Origin of the sequence: Streptomyces sp. NPDC059828 (genome assembly GCF_042731955.1) — a bacterium.
In the GTDB taxonomy this organism is placed as follows: Bacteria; Actinomycetota; Actinomycetes; order Streptomycetales; family Streptomycetaceae; genus Streptomyces.
Genome location: NZ_JBHWIW010000007.1, coordinates 138,948 through 157,007 on the forward strand (window position 1 = coordinate 138,948; position 18,060 = coordinate 157,007).

General features: G+C 71.5%; 14 protein-coding genes. 5 read left to right on the top strand and 9 right to left on the bottom strand.

Features of this window, described 5'->3' with window-relative positions; genetic code table 11:
• Nucleotides 1–138: 138 nt before the first annotated feature.
• The 5 genes from infB to ACFV6V_RS06850 all read left to right on the top strand — a co-directional run bounded on the left by infB (nucleotide 139) and on the right by ACFV6V_RS06850 (nucleotide 6,139).
• On the top strand, nucleotides 139–3,240 hold the full coding sequence (gene infB / locus ACFV6V_RS06830) for a translation initiation factor IF-2 (RefSeq protein WP_385560108.1): 3,102 nt from the start codon (nucleotides 139–141) through the stop codon (nucleotides 3,238–3,240).
• 155 nt (nucleotides 3,241–3,395) lie between these two features.
• The gene (locus ACFV6V_RS06835) at nucleotides 3,396–3,689 is read left to right on the top strand and encodes a DUF503 domain-containing protein (RefSeq protein ID WP_385560111.1); all 294 of its coding nucleotides are present in this window, start codon (nucleotides 3,396–3,398) and stop codon (nucleotides 3,687–3,689) included.
• 27 nt (nucleotides 3,690–3,716) lie between these two features.
• Nucleotides 3,717–4,157: a 30S ribosome-binding factor RbfA gene (rbfA, locus tag ACFV6V_RS06840; RefSeq protein ID WP_385560114.1), complete on the top strand. Its 441-nt coding sequence runs from the start codon at nucleotides 3,717–3,719 to the stop codon at nucleotides 4,155–4,157.
• Nucleotides 4,154–5,056 (top strand): tRNA pseudouridine(55) synthase TruB, encoded by a 903-nt coding sequence (gene truB, locus ACFV6V_RS06845; RefSeq protein ID WP_385560117.1) that lies wholly within the window; start codon nucleotides 4,154–4,156, stop codon nucleotides 5,054–5,056. Before rbfA ends, truB begins: the two co-directional genes overlap by 4 nt.
• Nucleotides 5,057–5,194: 138 nt before the next feature.
• Complete coding sequence (locus tag ACFV6V_RS06850) at nucleotides 5,195–6,139, top strand: bifunctional riboflavin kinase/FAD synthetase (RefSeq protein ID WP_385560120.1); 945 nt, start codon at nucleotides 5,195–5,197, stop codon at nucleotides 6,137–6,139.
• A gap of 119 nt (nucleotides 6,140–6,258) precedes the next feature.
• On the opposite strand, the gene ACFV6V_RS06855 is transcribed toward ACFV6V_RS06850, so the two are convergent.
• The 9 genes from ACFV6V_RS06855 to eccE form a co-directional block, all read right to left on the bottom strand.
• Nucleotides 6,259–7,233, bottom strand: coding sequence for an oligopeptide/dipeptide ABC transporter ATP-binding protein (locus ACFV6V_RS06855; RefSeq protein ID WP_385560123.1), 975 nt, complete (start codon nucleotides 7,231–7,233; stop codon nucleotides 6,259–6,261).
• A complete protein-coding gene (locus ACFV6V_RS06860) occupies nucleotides 7,230–8,255 on the bottom strand; it encodes an ABC transporter ATP-binding protein (RefSeq protein WP_385560126.1) in 1,026 nt (341 codons plus the stop codon). Before ACFV6V_RS06860 ends, ACFV6V_RS06855 begins: the two co-directional genes overlap by 4 nt.
• On the bottom strand, nucleotides 8,252–9,139 hold the full coding sequence (locus tag ACFV6V_RS06865) for an ABC transporter permease (RefSeq protein ID WP_385560128.1): 888 nt from the start codon (nucleotides 9,137–9,139) through the stop codon (nucleotides 8,252–8,254). The genes ACFV6V_RS06860 and ACFV6V_RS06865 overlap by 4 nt, the downstream gene beginning before the upstream one ends.
• On the bottom strand, nucleotides 9,136–10,206 hold the full coding sequence (locus ACFV6V_RS06870) for an ABC transporter permease (protein ID WP_385560131.1): 1,071 nt from the start codon (nucleotides 10,204–10,206) through the stop codon (nucleotides 9,136–9,138). Before ACFV6V_RS06870 ends, ACFV6V_RS06865 begins: the two co-directional genes overlap by 4 nt.
• Nucleotides 10,207–10,209: 3 nt before the next feature.
• A complete protein-coding gene (locus tag ACFV6V_RS06875; protein ID WP_385560134.1) occupies nucleotides 10,210–12,072 on the bottom strand; it encodes an ABC transporter substrate-binding protein in 1,863 nt (620 codons plus the stop codon).
• 209 nt (nucleotides 12,073–12,281) lie between these two features.
• Nucleotides 12,282–15,236 (bottom strand): SCO5717 family growth-regulating ATPase, encoded by a 2,955-nt coding sequence (locus ACFV6V_RS06880; protein WP_385560135.1) that lies wholly within the window; start codon nucleotides 15,234–15,236, stop codon nucleotides 12,282–12,284.
• A gap of 227 nt (nucleotides 15,237–15,463) precedes the next feature.
• A complete protein-coding gene (locus ACFV6V_RS06885) occupies nucleotides 15,464–15,697 on the bottom strand; it encodes a DUF397 domain-containing protein (RefSeq protein WP_385560138.1) in 234 nt (77 codons plus the stop codon).
• A gap of 223 nt (nucleotides 15,698–15,920) precedes the next feature.
• On the bottom strand, nucleotides 15,921–16,640 hold the full coding sequence (locus ACFV6V_RS06890; RefSeq protein WP_385560140.1) for a hypothetical protein: 720 nt from the start codon (nucleotides 16,638–16,640) through the stop codon (nucleotides 15,921–15,923).
• Nucleotides 16,640–18,019, bottom strand: coding sequence for a type VII secretion protein EccE (gene eccE / locus ACFV6V_RS06895; protein ID WP_385560143.1), 1,380 nt, complete (start codon nucleotides 18,017–18,019; stop codon nucleotides 16,640–16,642). The genes ACFV6V_RS06890 and eccE overlap by 1 nt, the downstream gene beginning before the upstream one ends.
• Nucleotides 18,020–18,060 lie beyond the last annotated feature (41 nt).

Sequence of the window (18,060 nt, forward strand, 5' to 3'; positions counted from 1 at the left end):
CGCACGGATCCCCATGCGGTCAGGTACCTCGCGAGTTGGAAGTAGGTCGAGATTGCGATGAGCACTCGATGAGTACGCGATGAGTACGCCCATGAAGTAGCAACGGTCCGGCGGTAACCCGGACCTAAAAGGAGCGAAGTGGCTAAGGTCCGGGTATACGAACTCGCCAAGGAGTTCGGCGTAGAGAGCAAGGTCGTCATGGCCAAGCTCCAAGAACTCGGTGAATTCGTCCGTTCGGCGTCCTCGACGATCGAGGCACCGGTTGTACGTAAATTGACTGACGCTTTCCAGCAGGGCTCCGGGGCTTCCCCCGCGAAGCGCGCTGCCGGAAAGCCCGCAGCACCGCGCAAGGCGACCCCTGCGAAGCCCGCCCCCGAGGCGGAAGGCCGCGCAGGCGGCGCCCCCGCGCCGACCCCGGCGCAGGCGGCGCGTCCCGCTGCCCCCAAGCCCGGCGCCCCGGCCCCCAAGCCGGTCGCCGCCGAGGCTTCCAAGAGCGTTCCCGCCGCCGCCCCGGCGCCGGGCCCGCGGCCGACCCCCGGCCCCAAGCCCCCGGCCGCGCCGAAGCCGGCTCCGGCCGCCCCGGCCACGCCTGAGTTCACCGCGCCTCCGGCCGCTCCGGCTGCCGGTCCCCGGCCCGGTGCCGCTCCCGGCCCGCGTCCGGGCAGCCGTCCGGGTCAGGGTGCCCAGGGCGGTGCCCGTCCCGGTGCTCCGCGCCCCGGTGGCGAGCGTCAGGCCCCGCGTCCCGGTGCCCGCCCCGCGGGCCCGCGTCCGGGTAACAACCCCTTCACCTCTGGTGGCTCCACCGGTATGGCGCGCCCGCAGGCGCCCCGTCCGGGCGGCGCCCCGCGTCCCGGTGCTCAGGGTGGCCCCGGTGGCCCGCGTCCGCAGGCTTCCGGCCAGGGCGGTCCCCGTCCGCAGGCGGGTCCCGGCGGCGCCCGACCCACTCCGGGCGGTATGCCCCGTCCCCAGGCGCCGCGTCCCGCGGGTCCTGGTGGCCCCGGTGGTAACCGCCCGAACCCGGGCATGATGCCGCAGCGTCCCGCTGCCGGCCCGCGCCCCGGTCCCGGTGGTGGCGGCGGCGGTCGTGGTCCCGGCGGCGGCGGTGGTCGTCCCGGCGGCGCCGGTCGTCCCGGTGGCGGCGGTTTCGCCGGCCGTCCGGCCGGTCCCGGTGGCGGCGGTCGTCCCGGTGGCGGCGGCGGTGGCGGCTTCGGCGGCCCGCGTCCCGGCGGTGGCGGCGGTGGCGGCTTCGGCGGTGGCGGCGGTGGCCGTCCCGGCTTCGGTGGACGTCCGGGTGGTCCGGGCGGGCGTGGTGGCACGCAGGGCGCCTTCGGCCGTCCTGGCGGTCCGGCACGTCGTGGCCGTAAGTCGAAGCGGCAGAGGCGTCAGGAGTACGAGGCCATGCAGGCCCCGTCGGTCGGCGGCGTGATGCTGCCCCGTGGCGGCGGCGAGACTGTCCGTCTGTCGCGCGGTGCCTCCCTCACCGACTTCGCGGAGAAGATCAACGCCAACCCGGCGTCGCTCGTCGCCGTGATGATGAACCTCGGCGAGATGGTCACGGCGACGCAGTCCGTCTCCGACGAGACGCTGCACCTCCTTGCCGGCGAGATGAACTACACGGTTCAGATCGTCAGCCCGGAGGAGGAGGACCGCGAGCTTCTCGAGTCCTTCGACATCGAGTTCGGCGAGGACGAGGGCGGCGAGGAGTTCCTGGTCGCGCGTCCGCCGGTGGTGACCGTCATGGGTCACGTCGACCACGGTAAGACCAGGCTGCTGGACGCGATCCGCAAGACCAACGTCGTCGCGGGCGAGGCCGGCGGTATCACCCAGCACATCGGTGCGTACCAGGTCTCCACCGAGGTCAACGACGAAGAGCGTCGCATCACCTTCATCGACACCCCGGGTCACGAGGCGTTCACCGCCATGCGTGCCCGTGGTGCCAAGTCCACCGACATCGCGATCCTCGTGGTCGCGGCCAACGACGGTGTCATGCCGCAGACGGTCGAGGCGCTCAACCACGCCAAGGCCGCGGATGTCCCGATCGTCGTCGCGGTCAACAAGATCGACGTCGAGGGCGCGGACCCGACGAAGGTGCGCGGTCAGCTGACCGAGTACGGCCTGGTGGCCGAGGAGTACGGCGGCGACACCATGTTCGTCGACATCTCCGCCAAGCAGGGTCTGAACATCGAGAACCTGCTGGAGGCCGTGGTCCTGACGGCGGACGCCGCCCTGGACCTCCGCGCCAACCCGGAGCAGGACGCGCAGGGCATCGCGATCGAGTCCCACCTCGACCGCGGCCGCGGTGCCGTCTCGACCGTCCTCGTCCAGCGAGGCACCCTGCGCATCGGCGACACCATGGTCGTCGGCGACGCGTACGGTCGTGTCCGCGCGATGCTCGACGACAAGGGCAACAACGTCGAGGAGGCCACTCCGTCGACTCCGGTCCTGGTCCTGGGTCTCACCAACGTCCCGGGCGCCGGCGACAACTTCCTGGTTGTCGACGAGGACCGTACGGCCCGCCAGATCGCCGAGAAGCGTGCCGCCCGTGAGCGCAACGCCGCGTTCGCCAAGCGCACCCGCCGGGTGTCCCTCGAGGACCTCGACAAGGTGCTCAAGGCGGGCGAGGTCCAGCAGCTCAACCTCATCATCAAGGGCGACGCGTCCGGTTCGGTCGAGGCCCTCGAGTCCTCGCTGCTCCAGCTGGACGTCGGCGAAGAGGTCGACATCCGCGTGCTGCACCGCGGTGTCGGTGCGGTCACCGAGTCGGACATCGACCTGGCGACCGGCTCCGACGCCATCGTGATCGGCTTCAACGTGCGCGCCGCCGGGCGTGCCACGCAGATGGCCGAGCGCGAGGGTGTGGACGTCCGCTACTACTCGGTCATCTACCAGGCGATCGAGGAGATCGAGGCGGCCCTCAAGGGCATGCTCAAGCCGGAGTACGAAGAGGTCGAGCTGGGTACGGCGGAGATCCGCGAGGTCTTCCGCTCGTCCAAGCTGGGCAACATCGCGGGTGTCCTCATCCGTTCCGGCGAGGTCAAGCGCAACACCAAGGCGCGCCTCGTCCGCGATGGCAAGGTCATCGCGGAGAACCTCAACATCGAGGGTCTGCGTCGCTTCAAGGACGACGTCACCGAGATCCGCGAAGGCTACGAGGGTGGTATCAACCTCGGAAACTTCAACGACATCAAGGTCGACGACGTCATCGCGACGTACGAGATGCGCGAGAAGCCTCGCGGCTGACAGCGCGGCTGACGCAGGACAGCCGGTTCGGGGCCGGTCGGCGGGACATAATCCCGTCGATCGGCCCCGGCCGTTGCGTGTACGGTTCTTGATGTCCCTGCCAAGAGCGGGCAGGGCACTTTCCGAACCCGTACCGGCGGGACATCCGGACATGCATGTACGTGGGGACGCTGTCCTTCGATCTGCTCCTCGGCGACGTTCGTTCGTTGAAGGAGAAACGCTCCGTCGTCCGCCCGATCGTGGCCGAACTCCAGCGCAAATACGCGGTGAGTGCGGCTGAGGTGGGTGGGCAGAACCTCCATCGCAGGGCCGAGATCGGCCTCGCGGTGGTCTCGGGCGACCCGGGGCACATCAGCGACGTACTGGACCGGTGCGAGCGACTGGTCGCCGCCCGGCCCGAGGTCGAGCTGCTGTCGGTACGACGACGGCTGCACGGCGACGATGATTGAAAGCAAGCAGGAAGAGGAGAAGGACCGGTGGCCGACAACGCGCGGGCCCGCAAGCTGGCCGATCGCATCCAGGTCGTGGTCGCGGAGACCCTGGACCGGCGAATCAAGGATCCGCGGCTGGGCTTTGTCACGATCACGGACGCCCGGGTCACCGGCGACCTGCGGGAGGCCACGGTCTTCTACACGGTCTACGGGGACGACGAGGAGCGAGCCGCGTCCGCCGCGGCGCTGGAGTCCGCCAAGGGCGTCCTCCGCTCGGAGGTCGGCAAGCAGACCGGGGTCCGCTACACGCCGAGCCTGACCTTCGTGCCGGACGCCCTCCCCGACACCGCGCGCACGATCGACGATCTGCTCGACCGGGCGCGCGCCATGGACGCGGAGGTCCGCGAGGCCTCCACGGGCAAGAACTACGCAGGCGACGCGGACCCGTACCGCAAGCCGGAGGACGAGGACGAAGCCTCCGAATGAGCCGGCACAGCACCGCGCCCGACGGACTTGTCATCGTCGACAAGCCGTCGGGCTTCACTTCGCACGACGTCGTCGCCAAGATGCGCGGCATCGCCCGCACCCGCCGGGTCGGGCACGCCGGCACCCTCGACCCGATGGCCACCGGGGTGCTTGTCCTCGGTGTCGAGAAGGCCACCAAGCTCCTGGGACACCTCGCACTGACCGAGAAGGAGTACCTCGGCACCATCCGGCTGGGCCAGACCACCGTCACGGACGACGCCGAAGGCGAGATCACCGCGTCCACGGACGCCTCCCAGGTGACCCGGGAGGGCATCGACGCAGGCGTCGCCGCACTGAGCGGCGACATCATGCAGGTCCCGTCCAAGGTCAGCGCCATCAAGATCGACGGCAAGCGGTCCTACGCACGGGTACGCGGCGGCGAGGAGTTCGACATCCCGGCCCGTCCGGTGACCGTCTCCCAGTTCACGGTGTACGACGTCCGCGAGGCCGTGGCCGACGACGGGACCCCCGTCGTCGACCTGGTCGTCTCCGTCGTCTGCTCCTCCGGTACGTACATCCGGGCTCTCGCCCGTGACCTGGGCGCCGGGCTCGGCGTGGGCGGCCATCTGACGGCGCTGCGCCGCACCCGCGTCGGCCCGTACAAGCTGGACGCGGCGAAGACCCTGGACCAGCTCCAGGAGGAACTGACGGTCATGCCGATCAGCCAGGCAGCGGCGGCGGCGTTCCCCCGCTGGGACGTGGACGAGAAGCGGGCCCGGCTGCTGGTCAACGGCGTTCGGCTGGAGATGCCGGACTACGACACGACGGGTCCGGTGGCGGTCTTCGGCCCTGAGGACCGGTTCCTCGCCCTGGTCGAGCAGCAGCAGGGCAAGGCGAAGAGCCTCGCGGTCTTCGGCTGAGGCGCCGTGGGGCGGGCAGGTCCGCCCCACGACGGCCTTCAGCCAGGTGCCGATGCCGACCCGCGACCGCGGGCATGGCAGTCTTAGAGCTGCGCAATCGGCAAACACGTACACAAGTTCGGGCGAGGAGCGGTCACAGTGCAGCGCTGGCGTGGCTTGGAGGACATCCCCCAGGACTGGGGACGCAGCGTCGTCACCATCGGCTCCTACGACGGGGTACACCGCGGTCACCAGCTGATCATCGGGCGGGCCGTGCAGCGTGCCCGTGAGCTCGGCGTGCGAACGGTCGTCGTGACCTTCGACCCCCACCCGAGCGAGGTCGTCCGCCCGGGCAGCCACCCGCCCCTGCTCGCCCCGCACCACCGGCGCGCGGAGCTGATGGCGGAACTCGGGGTCGACGCGGTCCTCATCCTCCCCTTCACCGCCGAGTTCTCCCAGCTCTCGCCCGCCGACTTCATCGTGAAGGTCCTCGTCGACAAGCTGCACGCGCGCGCCGTGATCGAGGGCCCCAACTTCCGCTTCGGCCACAAGGCGGCCGGTAACGTCGCCTTCCTGTCCGAGCTGGGGACCACCTACGACTACGAGGTCGAGGTGGTCGACCTGTTCGTGAGCGGAGCGGCGGGCGGCGGCGAGCCCTTCTCCTCCACCCTCACCCGGCGACTGGTCGCCGAAGGCGACGTCCAGGGCGCCGCGGAGATCCTGGGCCGCCCGCACCGCGTCGAGGGAATCGTCGTCCGCGGCGCCCAGCGCGGCCGGGAACTCGGCTACCCGACGGCGAACGTCGAGACCCTTCCGCACACCGCCATCCCCGCGGACGGCGTCTACGCGGGCTGGCTCACCGCGAACGGCGAGCGCATGCCGGCGGCGATCTCCGTCGGCACGAACCCCCAGTTCGACGGCACCGAGCGGACCGTCGAGGCATACGCGATCGACCGCGTCGGCCTCGATCTGTACGGGCTGCACGTGGCGGTGGACTTCCTCGCCTATGTGCGGGGCCAGGAGAGGTTCGCGTCGATCGAGGCGCTGCTGGACGCGATCGCGGCGGACGTCAAGCGTTCACGGGAGCTGACGGCTGCGGCCTAGTGCGGTGACCGGACGGCGACTTCACGGTGCCGGGCAAGCCCGCGGAGCATGAGCCGTCCGGCGTGTGAGGCCGAACCCTCCGGCTCACCGCACCGGCTGCCGGGGGACCCGCCCGGAACCTACTCCGCGCCGCTGTGCGCGAAATGACAGGCCACGCCCGCGCCCCGTAGCACCGCCAGGTCCTCCGTGTGGCAGCGGGTGGCGACGCCCGACGCCTCCGCCTCGCCGGAGGCCAGCACCGGGCAGCGGGCGTGGAAGCGGCAGCCCGGAGGGATGCGGGCCGGGTCGGGGGGCTCGCCGGTCAGGACGACCGGAGGGTCCGCGGACTCGGGGAGGACCGAGAGCAGAGCCTGTGTGTACGGATGGCGGGGTGCCGTCAGTACGTCCTCGACCGGGCCCGCCTCCACGATCCGGCCCAGGTACATCACGGCGACCCGGTCGGCGATGTTCCAGGCCAGGCCCAGATCGTGGGTCACCACCAGTGCCGAAAGGCCCAGCTCGTCCCGTAGCCGCAGCAGCAGCGCGAGGATCTCTCCGCGCACGGAGGCGTCCAGCGAGGCCACGGGCTCGTCCGCCACGATCAGCTCCGGACGCAGTACGAGCGCGCCGGCGATCACGACGCGCTGGCGCTGGCCGCCCGACAGCTCGTGCGGGTAGCGCAGGAAGAAGCGCTCAGGCGGTCTGAGGCCCGCCCGCGCGAGGGCCTCGGCCACGGCCTCCCGCTCGTCGCCCGGAACGCGATGGATCCTCAGCCCCTCGGCCACCGCCTCGTACACGGTGTGCCGCGGGTTCAGGGAGCCGCTCGGGTCCTGGAGCACCAGCTGGACCCGCTTGCGGTACGCCTTCAGCGACCGGGCGCCGTAATGCAGCGGCGCCCCCTCGAACATCACCCGCCCGGCCGTCGGCTCGACGAGGCCCAGCAGTGCGCGCGCCAGCGAGGTCTTTCCGCAGCCGGACTCGCCGACGAGCGCGACGATCTCCCCGGTGCCGATGTCCAGGTCCACCCCGTCGACCGCCCGTACGGAGGCTGTTCCGTGGCGTGCCGGGAACGCCACCCCCAGTCCGGCGGCCGACACCAGGGGATTCGTGTTCATGCGCCCGCCTCCGTCCCGGCCCGTACGCACGCGACTCGCCGCCCCGACCCCGTGTCCCGCAGCACCATGTCCTCGTGCGCGCACACCTCCAGGGCCACCGGGCAGCGCGGATGGAACGCGCAGCCGCCAGGTAGCGCCGACGGATCCGGGGGATCGCCGGGCAGCCCTTTCGGCGCCCGACGGGAGGCCGCGTCACCGATGCGGGGGAACGCCGACGCCAGCGCCCGCCCGTAAGGGTGATGGGCGGCGTCATACACATCCCGCGCCGGCCCCTCCTCCACCACCCGCCCCGCGTACATCACCGCGAGCCGGTCACAGGTGTCCGCCAGCACCGCCAAGTCGTGGCTGATCATCAGCAGTCCGATGTCCTGCGAGGCGACCAGTTCCTCGATCAGACGCAGGATCTGGGCCTGGATCATGACGTCCAGCGCCGTGGTCGGTTCGTCGGCGACGATCAGCCGAGGCTCGCAGGCGAGCGCCATCGCGATCATCACCCGCTGCCGCTGGCCGCCCGAGAGCTCGTGCGGATACGCCTGCGCGCGGGACGCCGGCAGCCCCACCTGCTCCAGCAGGGCGCCGGCCTGATTCCGCGCCGCACCCGTGGTGGACCTCCCGTGCACCAGCAGTGGCTCCGCGATCTGCTCGCCGATCCGGTGCACCGCGTTGAGCGAGTGCATCGCGCCCTGGAAGACGATCGAAGCGCCCGCCCAGCGCACCGCGCGCAGCCGCCCCCACCGCATCGTGAGCACGTCCTCGCCGTCCAGCAGGATCTCGCCCGACACCCGGGCCGAGGCCGGGAGCAGCCGCAGCAGGGCAAGCGCCAGCGTCGACTTGCCGCAGCCGGACTCGCCCGCGACACCGAGCTTGCCGCCCGCGGGGACGGCCAGATCCACACCCCGTACGGCTGGGACGGCTGACGCCCCGGAGCCGTACGTCACATGGAGGCCCCTGACCTCCAGAAGGCTCCGCGAGGGCTGCTCCGGCTGCTCCGGCAGCGCCGACGGCATCGGCTGTGTGGTCATCGGGCCACCCCCAGCTTCGGGTTGAGCACGGACTCGACGGCCCGCCCGCACAGCGTGAACGCCAACGCGACCAGGGCGATCGCGAGCCCGGGCGGCGCCAGGTACCACCAGTGCCCGGACGACACCGCGCCCGCTTCCCGCGCGTCCTGGAGCATGCCGCCCCAGGACACCACCGCCGGATCGCCCAGCCCCAGGAAGGCGAGTGTCGCCTCGGTCAGGATCGCGCTGGAGATACCGAGCGTCGTCTGCGCCAGCACCAGCGGCATCACGTTCGGAATCACATGGCGGGCCATGATGTGCCCGTGGCCGCCGCCGAGCGCGGTCGCCCGCTCGATGTACGGGCGTGACTCCACCGCGATCGTCTGCGCCCGCACCAGCCGCGCCGTGGTGGGCCAGGAGGTGACGCCGATCGCCAGGACCACGGTCCAGACGCTGCGCGACAGCACCGTCGCGAGCACGATGGCCAGCACCAGCGTCGGCATCACCAGGAACCAGTCGGTGATCCGCATGACGACCGTGGACAGCCAGCCGCCGTAGTGCCCGGCAACCACCCCGACGAGCGTACCGATGGCCACCGACAGCGCGGCGGCCAGCAGCCCGACCGTGAGCGAGATGCGCGCCCCCCAGACCAGCAGCCCCAGCAGCGAGCGTCCGAACTGGTCGGTGCCGAGGGGGAAAGCGGCGCTCGGCGACTCCAGCGCGCTGCCGGGCGCGTCCGTCACGTTCTGCACTCCGTCGCCGACGAGCAGCGGCGCGGCCAGCGCGACCGCGACGAGGAGTGCGAGCCCGGCCAGGCCCGCCACCCCTGCCCGGTGCACGCGGTACTGACGCCAGAAGCGGGCCACCGATTCCCTGCGGCGCGTCCATACGAGTGACCCGCTCATCGGCCCACCCTCGGATCGAGCAGCGGATACACCAGATCGGCGAGCAGATTCATCAGGATCATCGCCCCTGCGAACACCATGAACAGCCCCTGGACGAGCGGTAGGTCGGGCACGCTCAGCGCCTGGTAGAACAGCCCGCCGAGCCCCGGCCACGAGAACACCGTCTCCACCAGGATCGAACCGGCGGCCACATGCCCGAGGTTGATGAACACCATGGTCACGGTCGGCAGCAGGGCGTTCGGCACGGCGTGCCGGCGCCGTACGTCGTCGTCCCGCAACCCCTTCGCACGGGCCGTCGTCAGATAGTCGCCGCCCATCTCGTCGAGCAGCGAGGAACGCATCACCAGCAGCGTCTGCGCGTATCCCACCGCCACCAGCGTCAGCACCGGCAGCACCATGTGATGGGCCACGTCGAGGGCATGGGCGAGGCCGGTCTCGCCGCCGGACTCCATACCGCCGGTCGGGAACAGCCCCGGCACCGGACCGGCCCCCACGGCGAACACGATGATCAGCAGCAGTCCCAGCCAGAACGACGGCACCGACCACAGGGCCAGTGCCACCCCCGTGTGGACCCGGTCCCCGAGCCCGCCGTGCCGCCAGGCCGCGCGGGTGCCCAGCCACAGCCCGAGTGCCGAGTAGACGACCACCGCGACACCCGTGAGCAGCAGCGTCGCCGGGAGCTTCTGCGCGATCAGCTCGCTCACGGGCGCGTGGAACTGGTACGACGTGCCGAGATCACCGGTCAGCGCCCCAGCGCAGTAGTCGGTGAACTGCCGCCACAGGGGAAGGTCGAGCCCGAACTGCCGACGCAGGGTCGCCAGCTGCTCCGCCGTCGTCGGCATCCCGTGGGTCATCGCCTTGACCGGGTCGCCGGGGATGATCCGGAAGAGGAAGAAGCCGGTGACAAGCACGGCGAACAGCGACACCGCCGCACCGCCCAGCCTGCCCGCCACGTACCGCACATAGGAACCCGCGTCTGTGACCCGCACGGCACGGGAGCGCGGCGGCTTGGACGCGCCCGCCGCGGGGGCGGCACTCGTGGCCGTGGTGCCTGCGACGCCGCTCATCGGCTATTCACGGTCGTCCGCGGTGGCTCGCCGCCGCCAGGCGGTGAGCACGGCGACGGCGATGACCACGACGGCGGCCATGGCGATGCCGATGGTGAGCGGCGTCCGGGACGCAGCGGCCCCGGAACCGCCGTGTGCCGCGGCCGCGGCCGGCTTGGCGGACCACCAGCTCCAGTAGCCGTCCTGGCCGTAGATGTTGCCGCCGTTCTCCGGCATGGTCGTGATGGACTTGATCTGGTCGGTGCGATACGCCTCGACGGCGTTCGGATACGCCATGACATTCATGTACCCGATGTCGTACAGCCGGGCCTGCATTTGCCTGACCAGCTCGGCGCGCCTGGCGGGGTCGTACTCCGCGGCCTGCTGCTCGTAGAGCTCGTCGTACGTCTTGTCGCAGATGAAGTTGTCCGTGGCACCCGTGTCCTTCGGCGTGGCGGGCAGCGCGGAGCAGGTGTGGATGGAGAGCACGAAGTCCGGGTCCGGGTTCACCGACCACCCGTCGAACGCCAGATCGTAGTCACCTTTGACCCAGGGGTCGGAGACGTTGTCGAGGCAGTCCACCTTCAGGGTGATGCCGAGTTCGCCCCACCACTCCTGGAGGTATTTGCCGATCGCCTTGTCGTTCGGGTCCGTGGCGTGGCACAGGAGCCGGAAGTCGAGCGCCCTGCCGTCCTCGCCGACGCGCTTGCCGCTGCTGTTCCTGCGGTAGCCGGCCCGGTCGAGCAGCCGTGCCGCCTCGGCGGGGTCGTAGTCGATCCGCCGGCCGGGGGAGGGTTTCCAGAAGTACGAGGTGAAGCGGGGCGGGATGTAGCCCTCACCCTCCACCGCATGGCCCTGGAAGACCTTGTCGACGATGGTCTTGCGGTCGACGGCGTGGAAGAGGGCCTTGCGCACGGCCGGATCGAGCAGCGCGGGATGGCCGCTGCCGAATCTGCCGCCGTCCTGGGACCGCGCCCCGGGGTTGGTCGCCAGGGCGAAGAAGCGCCGGCCGGGAGCGTCATTGACCTTGATGTTCCCGGCGGAGCCCAGCGAGGCTGCCTGAGCAGGCGTCAGCCCGGAGACGAACGACACCTCGCCCTTGCGCAGCGCGGCGACGGCGGCGTCCCCGTCCTTGTAGTACTTGAACACCAGCTCGTCGAACACCGGTACGCCGCGCCAGAAGCCCGGGTTGGGCTTCAGCTTGACGTACTGGTCCACCTTGAAGTCGGTCAGGATGTACGGGCCGTTGCCCACGACCGGGAACTGCTTGTCGTTGTTGAACTTCGAGAAGTCCCCGACCTTCTCCCAGATGTGCTTGGGCACGATCGGGACGTCGAGCGCCGCCATGGTGGCCTGCGGCTTCTTCAGCTCTATGACCAGCGTCTCCGGATCCGGGGCCGTGACCTTCTTGAAGTTGGCGGTGAAGCTGCCGTTCGCGGTGGCCGCGTTCTCGTCCGACAGCATCCTGTTGAACGTCCACGCGGCGTCCATGGCAGTGGCGGGTCTGCCGTCGGACCACACGGAGTTCTTGCGGATCTTGTACGTCCACGTGAGCTTGTCCGGGGATGCCGTCCACTCCGTGGCGAATCCGGGGATCGGGCGAGCGTCCTTGACGTCGTAGTTCGTCAGATACTCGTACATCAGCCGGTGCAGGCTGGTGGAGATGAGCCGCTGAGCCAGGAACGGGCTGAGCGAGTCCACGCTCTGCGAAACGGCGACGGTGAGGACGTACTTTCCGCCGTTTCGCCCATCGTCCCCGCTGCCGTCGGCGGCCTGTACGGGTGGTGGCGCGGCGACCGCGGCGGACGCGGCGACGAGGGCGGAGGCGAGGAGCACACGGACGAACGGCTGTCGGTGTGCGCTGGGTACGGGGGCGTTGGTGACCATGAGACGTTGACCTCGCGATCGTTGCTCGCTCGGAGAAGGCGCGTGGATCTTGTGGACACCCACTGGTGAAGCGAGATCTATCAGCGCGGTCTGGACGTGTCAACGATGCCCGACGGGGCGTCAAACCCCTTGTGGGCTGCGGGAATGCCAACGGGCCCGCACCGAGGGTGATCGGTGCGGGCCCGTTATTGGTCTGAACCCCTGTCGCCTTACTGCTGAGAGGGTGGCGGCGCCTGCGGAGGCTGCTGCGGGTGCTGCTGTGGGTAGCCGTAACCGGGCGGCGGCACGGGGCCGTGGGGGCCGGACTGATCCGGCCGGCCCGGCTGATTCGGGTATCCCGGCTGTCCGGGGTACGCCGTCTGCCCCGGTTGGCCTGGCTGCTGCGACTGCCCTGGAGGGGGGCAGGCCGGACCGGGCACGGACTGCGCCGGGGACGGCGACGACTGTTGCCAGGGCTGCTGCGCACCCGGCTGCGGAGCGTACGGCTGCTGTACGCCGTACGGGGGCTGCGCGCCGTAGGGCGGCTGAGGCTGCTGCGGGGTCGGGGCGTAGGGCTGACCGGGCATCGGCTGGCCCTGCGCGGGCTGACCGGCCATCGGCTGGCCGGGCATGTGCTGACCCGGCATGGGCGGCGCCATGTGCGGCGGCTGCTGGCCCTGGCCGTCCGCGGTCCACAGCCCCTGCACCTGCTGTGCCCGTACGAAGTCCTCCGCGACCATCGCCGACAGGTTGAAGTACGCCTCGCGGGTCTTCGGACGCATCATGTCCAGATCGACCTCGGCGCCCGCCGCGAGATGCTCGTCGAACGGAACGACCACAACACCGCGGCAGCGCGTCTCGAAGTGCTGCACGATGTCCTCGACCTTGATGGTCTTTCCGGTCTCCCGGACCCCCGAGATCACCGTGATCGAGCGCTGGACCAGGTCCGCGTAGCCGTGCGCCGAGAGCCAGTCGAGGGTGGTGCTCGCACTGCTCGCCCCGTCGACGGACGGGGTGGAGATGATGATCAGCTGGTCGGCCAGATCCAGTACCCCGCGCATGGCGCTGTAGAGCAGACCGGTGCCCGAGTCGGTGAGGATGATCGGATACTGCCTGCCCAGCACATCGATCGCGCGCCGGTAGTCCTCGTCGTTGAACGCCGTCGAGACGGCCGGGTCCACGTCATTGGCGACGATCTCCAGCCCGGAGGACGCCTGAGAGGTGAAGCGGCGGATGTCCATGTAGGAGTTGAGATACGGGATCGCCTGGACCAGGTCCCGGATGGTCGCGCCGGTCTCCCGGCGCACCCGGCGGCCGAGCGTGCCCGCGTCCGGGTTGGCGTCGATCGCCAGGATCTTGTCCTGGCGCTCGGAGGCCAGGGTGGAGCCGAGCGCGGTGGTGGTCGTGGTCTTTCCCACGCCACCCTTGAGGCTGATCACCGCGATCCGATAGCAGGAGAGCACCGGCGTGCGGATCAGCTCCAGTTTGCGCTGGCGCTCAGCCTCCTCCCGCTTGCCACCGAGCTTGAAACGGGACGCCGCACCGGGATTCCGGCTCGACTTGGCCTTCTGCTTGGTGTTGCGCAGCAGCCGGTCGGACGAAAGCTCCACGGCCGCGGTGTACCCCAGCGGGGCACCTGGCACGGAACGCTCCCGCTGGTCGTGCGCCACGGGCGTGGGCCACCCGGTGCCCGTCCGGGGATCGACGGGCCCGGCGGGCTGCTGATGTCCCGGCCCCTGCTGCGCGGGAACACCGGGGTACGGATGCTGCGGATTCGTCCCGGGCGCGGCGGACGGCATTGGAGAGCCCGGCTGTGCGGTGTAAGGCGGCTGGGGTACGTGTGCGCCCTGCGGCGACTGTGCCTGAGATGCGTGCGGCGCCTGAGGCGACTGGGGTGCCTGAGCCGGTGGAGCCTGCGGCTGCGGAGCCGCCGAGGGAGCCGGCTGGCCCGGAGCGGCGTGCGGCTGCGCCTGCGGGCCGGGCGGCGGAAAGCCGTATCCGCTCTGCTGAGGGGGGACGCCGGGAGCGACGGGCGCGGCCGCCGGTCCGGGAGCGCCGGGCTGGGGGAAGCCGTATCCGCCGTGCTGCGAGGGGAAGCCCGGGGCGGCGTGCGCCGGGGGAGCGGGATGGCCCTGCTGCGGGAAGCCGTAACCCTGCTGCTGCGCGGGCGGCTGGGAACTGTCGGCGCTCTGAGGCGCGGAGCCGGTGTGCCCGGCGGGCCACGGCGACGCGGCCCCAGGGGCGGCGGGCTGGAACGCGGGCGGCAGGGGCGGCAGCCCGGTCGTCTGCGGGACCGGCGGGGGAGTCCAGGGCTGGGCCGCTGCCGGGGCAGGCGTGGCGTCCTGTGGGGTGCTGCCTTGCGCGGCGGGATCCCGCGGGGCCGGCGCCTGTGGAGCCGCGTCCTGCGGGACGGCGTCCGAAGGGGCGTTCGCGGGCGCGGAGTCGTCGGCGGGCTCGGCTGCCGTGTCGGCGTGCGCGGCTCCGGAGGCGGGCTCCGCCCTCACGTCCTCCGTCGTGGCAGGCGTCCCGTCGGCCGGGGCGGGTTCGGCCTCCTCGCGCTGCACGGTGCTCTGCCCGACGGAAGGCTCGTCCACGGACACGCCCCCGGCCGCGGCGCCGACGGAGTCTTCCGCCGCGGCCACGTCATCACCCGAGTCACCCGGCGTCCGGGCCCCGGCGTCCCCGGCCTCCCTGGGAGCCTGCCTGACCTCGGCGTCGGCCGCGGCGCCGGGAGCGGGGGCGGGCTCTCCCGATTCGGCCGGCTTCGCGGCGTCCCGCTCGGCGATCTCCCGCCTCAGGGCGGCCGGCGAGAACCGCATCGTGGCCCCGCTCTCCAGGTCCCCGCCGCCGAACTGCTGCGCGGCCGGAGCCGCCGCCGGGGGCGGGACGGGCGTGGGGGACGGGGGCTGCGCGGGCGTCCAGCTGGGTTCGAAGCCGCTGCCCTGGGGCAGCCCGGGCACTGCCCCCGGTGCTCCGGACGGCGGCGGCGTCACCTGCTGCCCGTCCGCTCCCGTACCGGCGGCTGCGCCCGTAGCGCCCGGAGCCGCGGGGTCGTTCTGCGTGTACCAGGCGGGAGGGGTGTAGTCGATGGTGAACTCACCCGTCACGTCTGCGGGCTCCGCGTCGGACTGATCGTCGGCGGGTGTGTTCCAGCCCCCGTGGATCTCGTCCCGATCGCCGTTCACTTTGCCTCCTGTGGTCGAGCACCCTTGTGCCGTGGTGGGTGGGGGCGGCCGCAACCGTCGTTCGTTCCGCCGCTCGCTCTCCCCGTACTGACGCCGCGCACCGTCCGCAGGTTCTGACCGCGTCACTCCCACCACCCTAGCCACCGGTGCCGACAGCCGGATCGAGGGGGAGGCTCCGGTTGCGAGCCCGCCCCTCCGCGACGATCAGCGGCGATCCGGTACGACCGTCACCGGAGGTCGAACTCCCCGTCCCGGGCACCGAGTACGAACGCCCGCCACTCCGCCTCGGTGTACCGGAGCACCGTGTCAGGGTCGACCGATGACCGCATCGCCACAGCACCGCCAGGAAGATGGGCGATCTCCACCCGCTCCTCATCCGGGCTGGTACCCGGCGCACCGTGCCACTCGACCCCGGAGATGTCGAGGGCGTACAGCTCATCCTTCTCTTGTGCGCTCCCCATGAGCCGCACTTCCTTTCGGTGAAGCCGAGTCGGACGTGCCCGGGCAGGCCGGCTGTGACTCATCCTCGAGGGGTACATCGCAGTGGGATGTTGCCCGGATCACACCGGGCATTGTATCCAGCGGCGTTGACGGCCACCGGCGCTTCGGGACGCGGGCAACGGCGCTGTGAACGCTGCTCCGTCCGGCCGTACGGCCGTCCCGTGCCAGTGCCCCGGCAGGACCTCAGTCCATCCGGCGAGGCATACCGAGCAGCCCGGTCTCCGCGTCCGTCGCGCCGGTCATCACCCAGTGCCGCTCACGCCCCGAGACCCAGAGCGTCACACCGTCGGGAAGCGTCGGAAGCGCGTCGCTCTCGGGCCGGGACAACCCGAGGATCCGGCCGATCTGCTCGGCTTCCTGCGGCGAGACACGCTGCACCCCCACCAGCGTCGCATCGCGCAGCAGCCGCGGCGCGACCGGACTCAGATAGGGCAGCAGTGTCAGCACCGACTGCCAGGGTGAGGACACCACACGCCCCCGCGGCGGCCGCATGCCGCAGTCCCGGACCACGACCACCGGGCTGCCGACTGTGGCGCCCATCGGCGGCACCCGCCCCACATCGTGAAGCGTGATGCACTCCAGACCCGCCCCCGCCGCTTGCGCCAGCGTGGTCCAGGCCTGGGCGCGTCCGGTCTCCACCGCCACCCGGGCGCCCGTGCCCGCAGCGCGCAGCGCCAGCACCTGTGCGGTCCAGAGCCCGCCGATCAGCAGCACGTCGTACGGTGTCGAGCGGTGAAAGCCCACCATCTGAGGACGGCCCTCCGCGTCGTCGCCGATGACGACGCCGTCGTCCCCGACCGGCAGGGAGAGCGTCCCCAGGGTGTGCGCCGGCACGGTGTGTCCGGCGTGGCGCGGACCGAACAGGCCTCGCAGGCCTCGCGGCGAACCAGTCATCAGACCCATCAGCGGGTACCTCCCAGAGGCATCGTCGCCAGCGCACCGGGCAGTTGTTCGCGGTCCAGCCGTCGCAACCCGACCTTCGCCGACCTGGCGGCCTGCTCCAATGCCCTTCGCACACCCACCAGTTCGGTGTCCGAGCCGCCGGTGATCCGGACATGGCCGCCCACCGTCGTCGCTCCCTTCTGCGCACCCCGCCGCAGGGTGATGCTGAAGGTGGTCGCGTACGCCGGGCTCGAGGTGAGGGTCGACACCAGCATGGGCAGGGGCTGCGCCCCGCGCCCCAACGCGGGCCAGCGGTCCACGGCATAGGTCGTGTGCCAGCGGTCGTCGCAACGCCAGACCCGCGAGGTCTCGGCCGTGCGCCGCTGGGGCGCCGCCCCGGGCCGTCCGGCGAGCGCGGCTGCGCTCGGGCTCGCGCAGGACGCGGTGGCCATCGCGGAGTTGAGCTCCTCCTGGTCCAGGACCGTGGCCCGGAAGCCGGCCCCGGTCAGACGGCTCGCGACATGGTCCGCGACGCGGACGAGACAGCGCTGAGCGCCCTCCATCCCGCCGCCGCGGGCCTCGACCGCCTCGCGGCAGAGCTCCGGATCCAGTTTCACCGCCACCCAGGTGAGCCTCAACGCGGGTGCGCCGGTGCGCTCCTGGAGCGGCGCGTACGAGAGCCGTGCCACCGCCTGCTGCGGCAGATGGTGCGCAGGAGCCGAACGCACCTGCTGCACCAGCTGGACCGACTCCACCGCGATGTCGTCGACCTGGAGCGCCCCGCCCAGGAGCGACAGCGGCAACGCCCGTGCACCAAGCGCGGGACGCAGCCCGGAGCCGCTCGCCTCGACCCGTACGACCGCCGTGAGGAACGAACCGTCGCCGAGCATCCCGACGGTGCGCCGGTCGCGGTCCACATAAGTGAAGGGCCTGATGCGGGGGATCGCCTCGGCGACAGGTGCCAGTGAGATGTCGAGATCGCCTGGCGCAGGCATGGCTGCCCGTCGGCGTGCACGCAGGCCCAGCACCGTGGTGAGCCAGTCCTGTACGGCGTGACCGCGGCGGCGCAGCACCGCGAGGAGCACCAGCAGCGCGGCAATGACCACGGCGGGTACCAGCCAGAGGCCGTCGAGCGCCACGCCCACCACGACCAGCGCGAGCGCCAGTTCGACGAGCACCAGCTGCCAGAGTGTGAACGGACCGACCCGGGTGGTGCGTGACAGGGGCCGCAGGGTGGTCGAGGCAGGCGTTGCCTGGGACCGGCCGTTCGCCGGTGCGCCGCCTGATGGTGTGCCGCCCGACGGCTGGCTGCCCGAGCGTGCGTTGCTGCGTTGCCGTGGGGAATTTTCGGAAGTGCGTCCGGAAGTCCGCCCTCCGCGCGAGCGTGTCGCCGTACCCATCGCCGCGTTGTCCCCCTCGTGTCCGTATGCGCCGTATTACC

Bases quoted from the DNA above. Each gene is read 5' to 3' on its own strand.
- ACFV6V_RS06835 (WP_385560111.1), top strand. From the start codon at position 3,396: ATGTACGTGGGGACGCTGTCCTTCGATCTGCTCCTCGGCGACGTTCGT.
- truB (WP_385560117.1), top strand. From the start codon at position 4,154: ATGAGCCGGCACAGCACCGCGCCCGACGGACTTGTCATCGTCGACAAG.
- ACFV6V_RS06855 (WP_385560123.1), bottom strand. From the start codon at position 7,233: ATGAACACGAATCCCCTGGTGTCGGCCGCCGGACTGGGGGTGGCGTTC.
- ACFV6V_RS06860 (WP_385560126.1), bottom strand. From the start codon at position 8,255: ATGACCACACAGCCGATGCCGTCGGCGCTGCCGGAGCAGCCGGAGCAG.
- ACFV6V_RS06865 (WP_385560128.1), bottom strand. From the start codon at position 9,139: ATGAGCGGGTCACTCGTATGGACGCGCCGCAGGGAATCGGTGGCCCGC.
- ACFV6V_RS06870 (WP_385560131.1), bottom strand. From the start codon at position 10,206: ATGAGCGGCGTCGCAGGCACCACGGCCACGAGTGCCGCCCCCGCGGCG.
- ACFV6V_RS06875 (WP_385560134.1), bottom strand. From the start codon at position 12,072: ATGGTCACCAACGCCCCCGTACCCAGCGCACACCGACAGCCGTTCGTC.
- ACFV6V_RS06885 (WP_385560138.1), bottom strand. From the start codon at position 15,697: ATGGGGAGCGCACAAGAGAAGGATGAGCTGTACGCCCTCGACATCTCC.
- ACFV6V_RS06890 (WP_385560140.1), bottom strand. From the start codon at position 16,640: ATGGGTCTGATGACTGGTTCGCCGCGAGGCCTGCGAGGCCTGTTCGGT.
- eccE (WP_385560143.1), bottom strand. From the start codon at position 18,019: ATGGGTACGGCGACACGCTCGCGCGGAGGGCGGACTTCCGGACGCACT.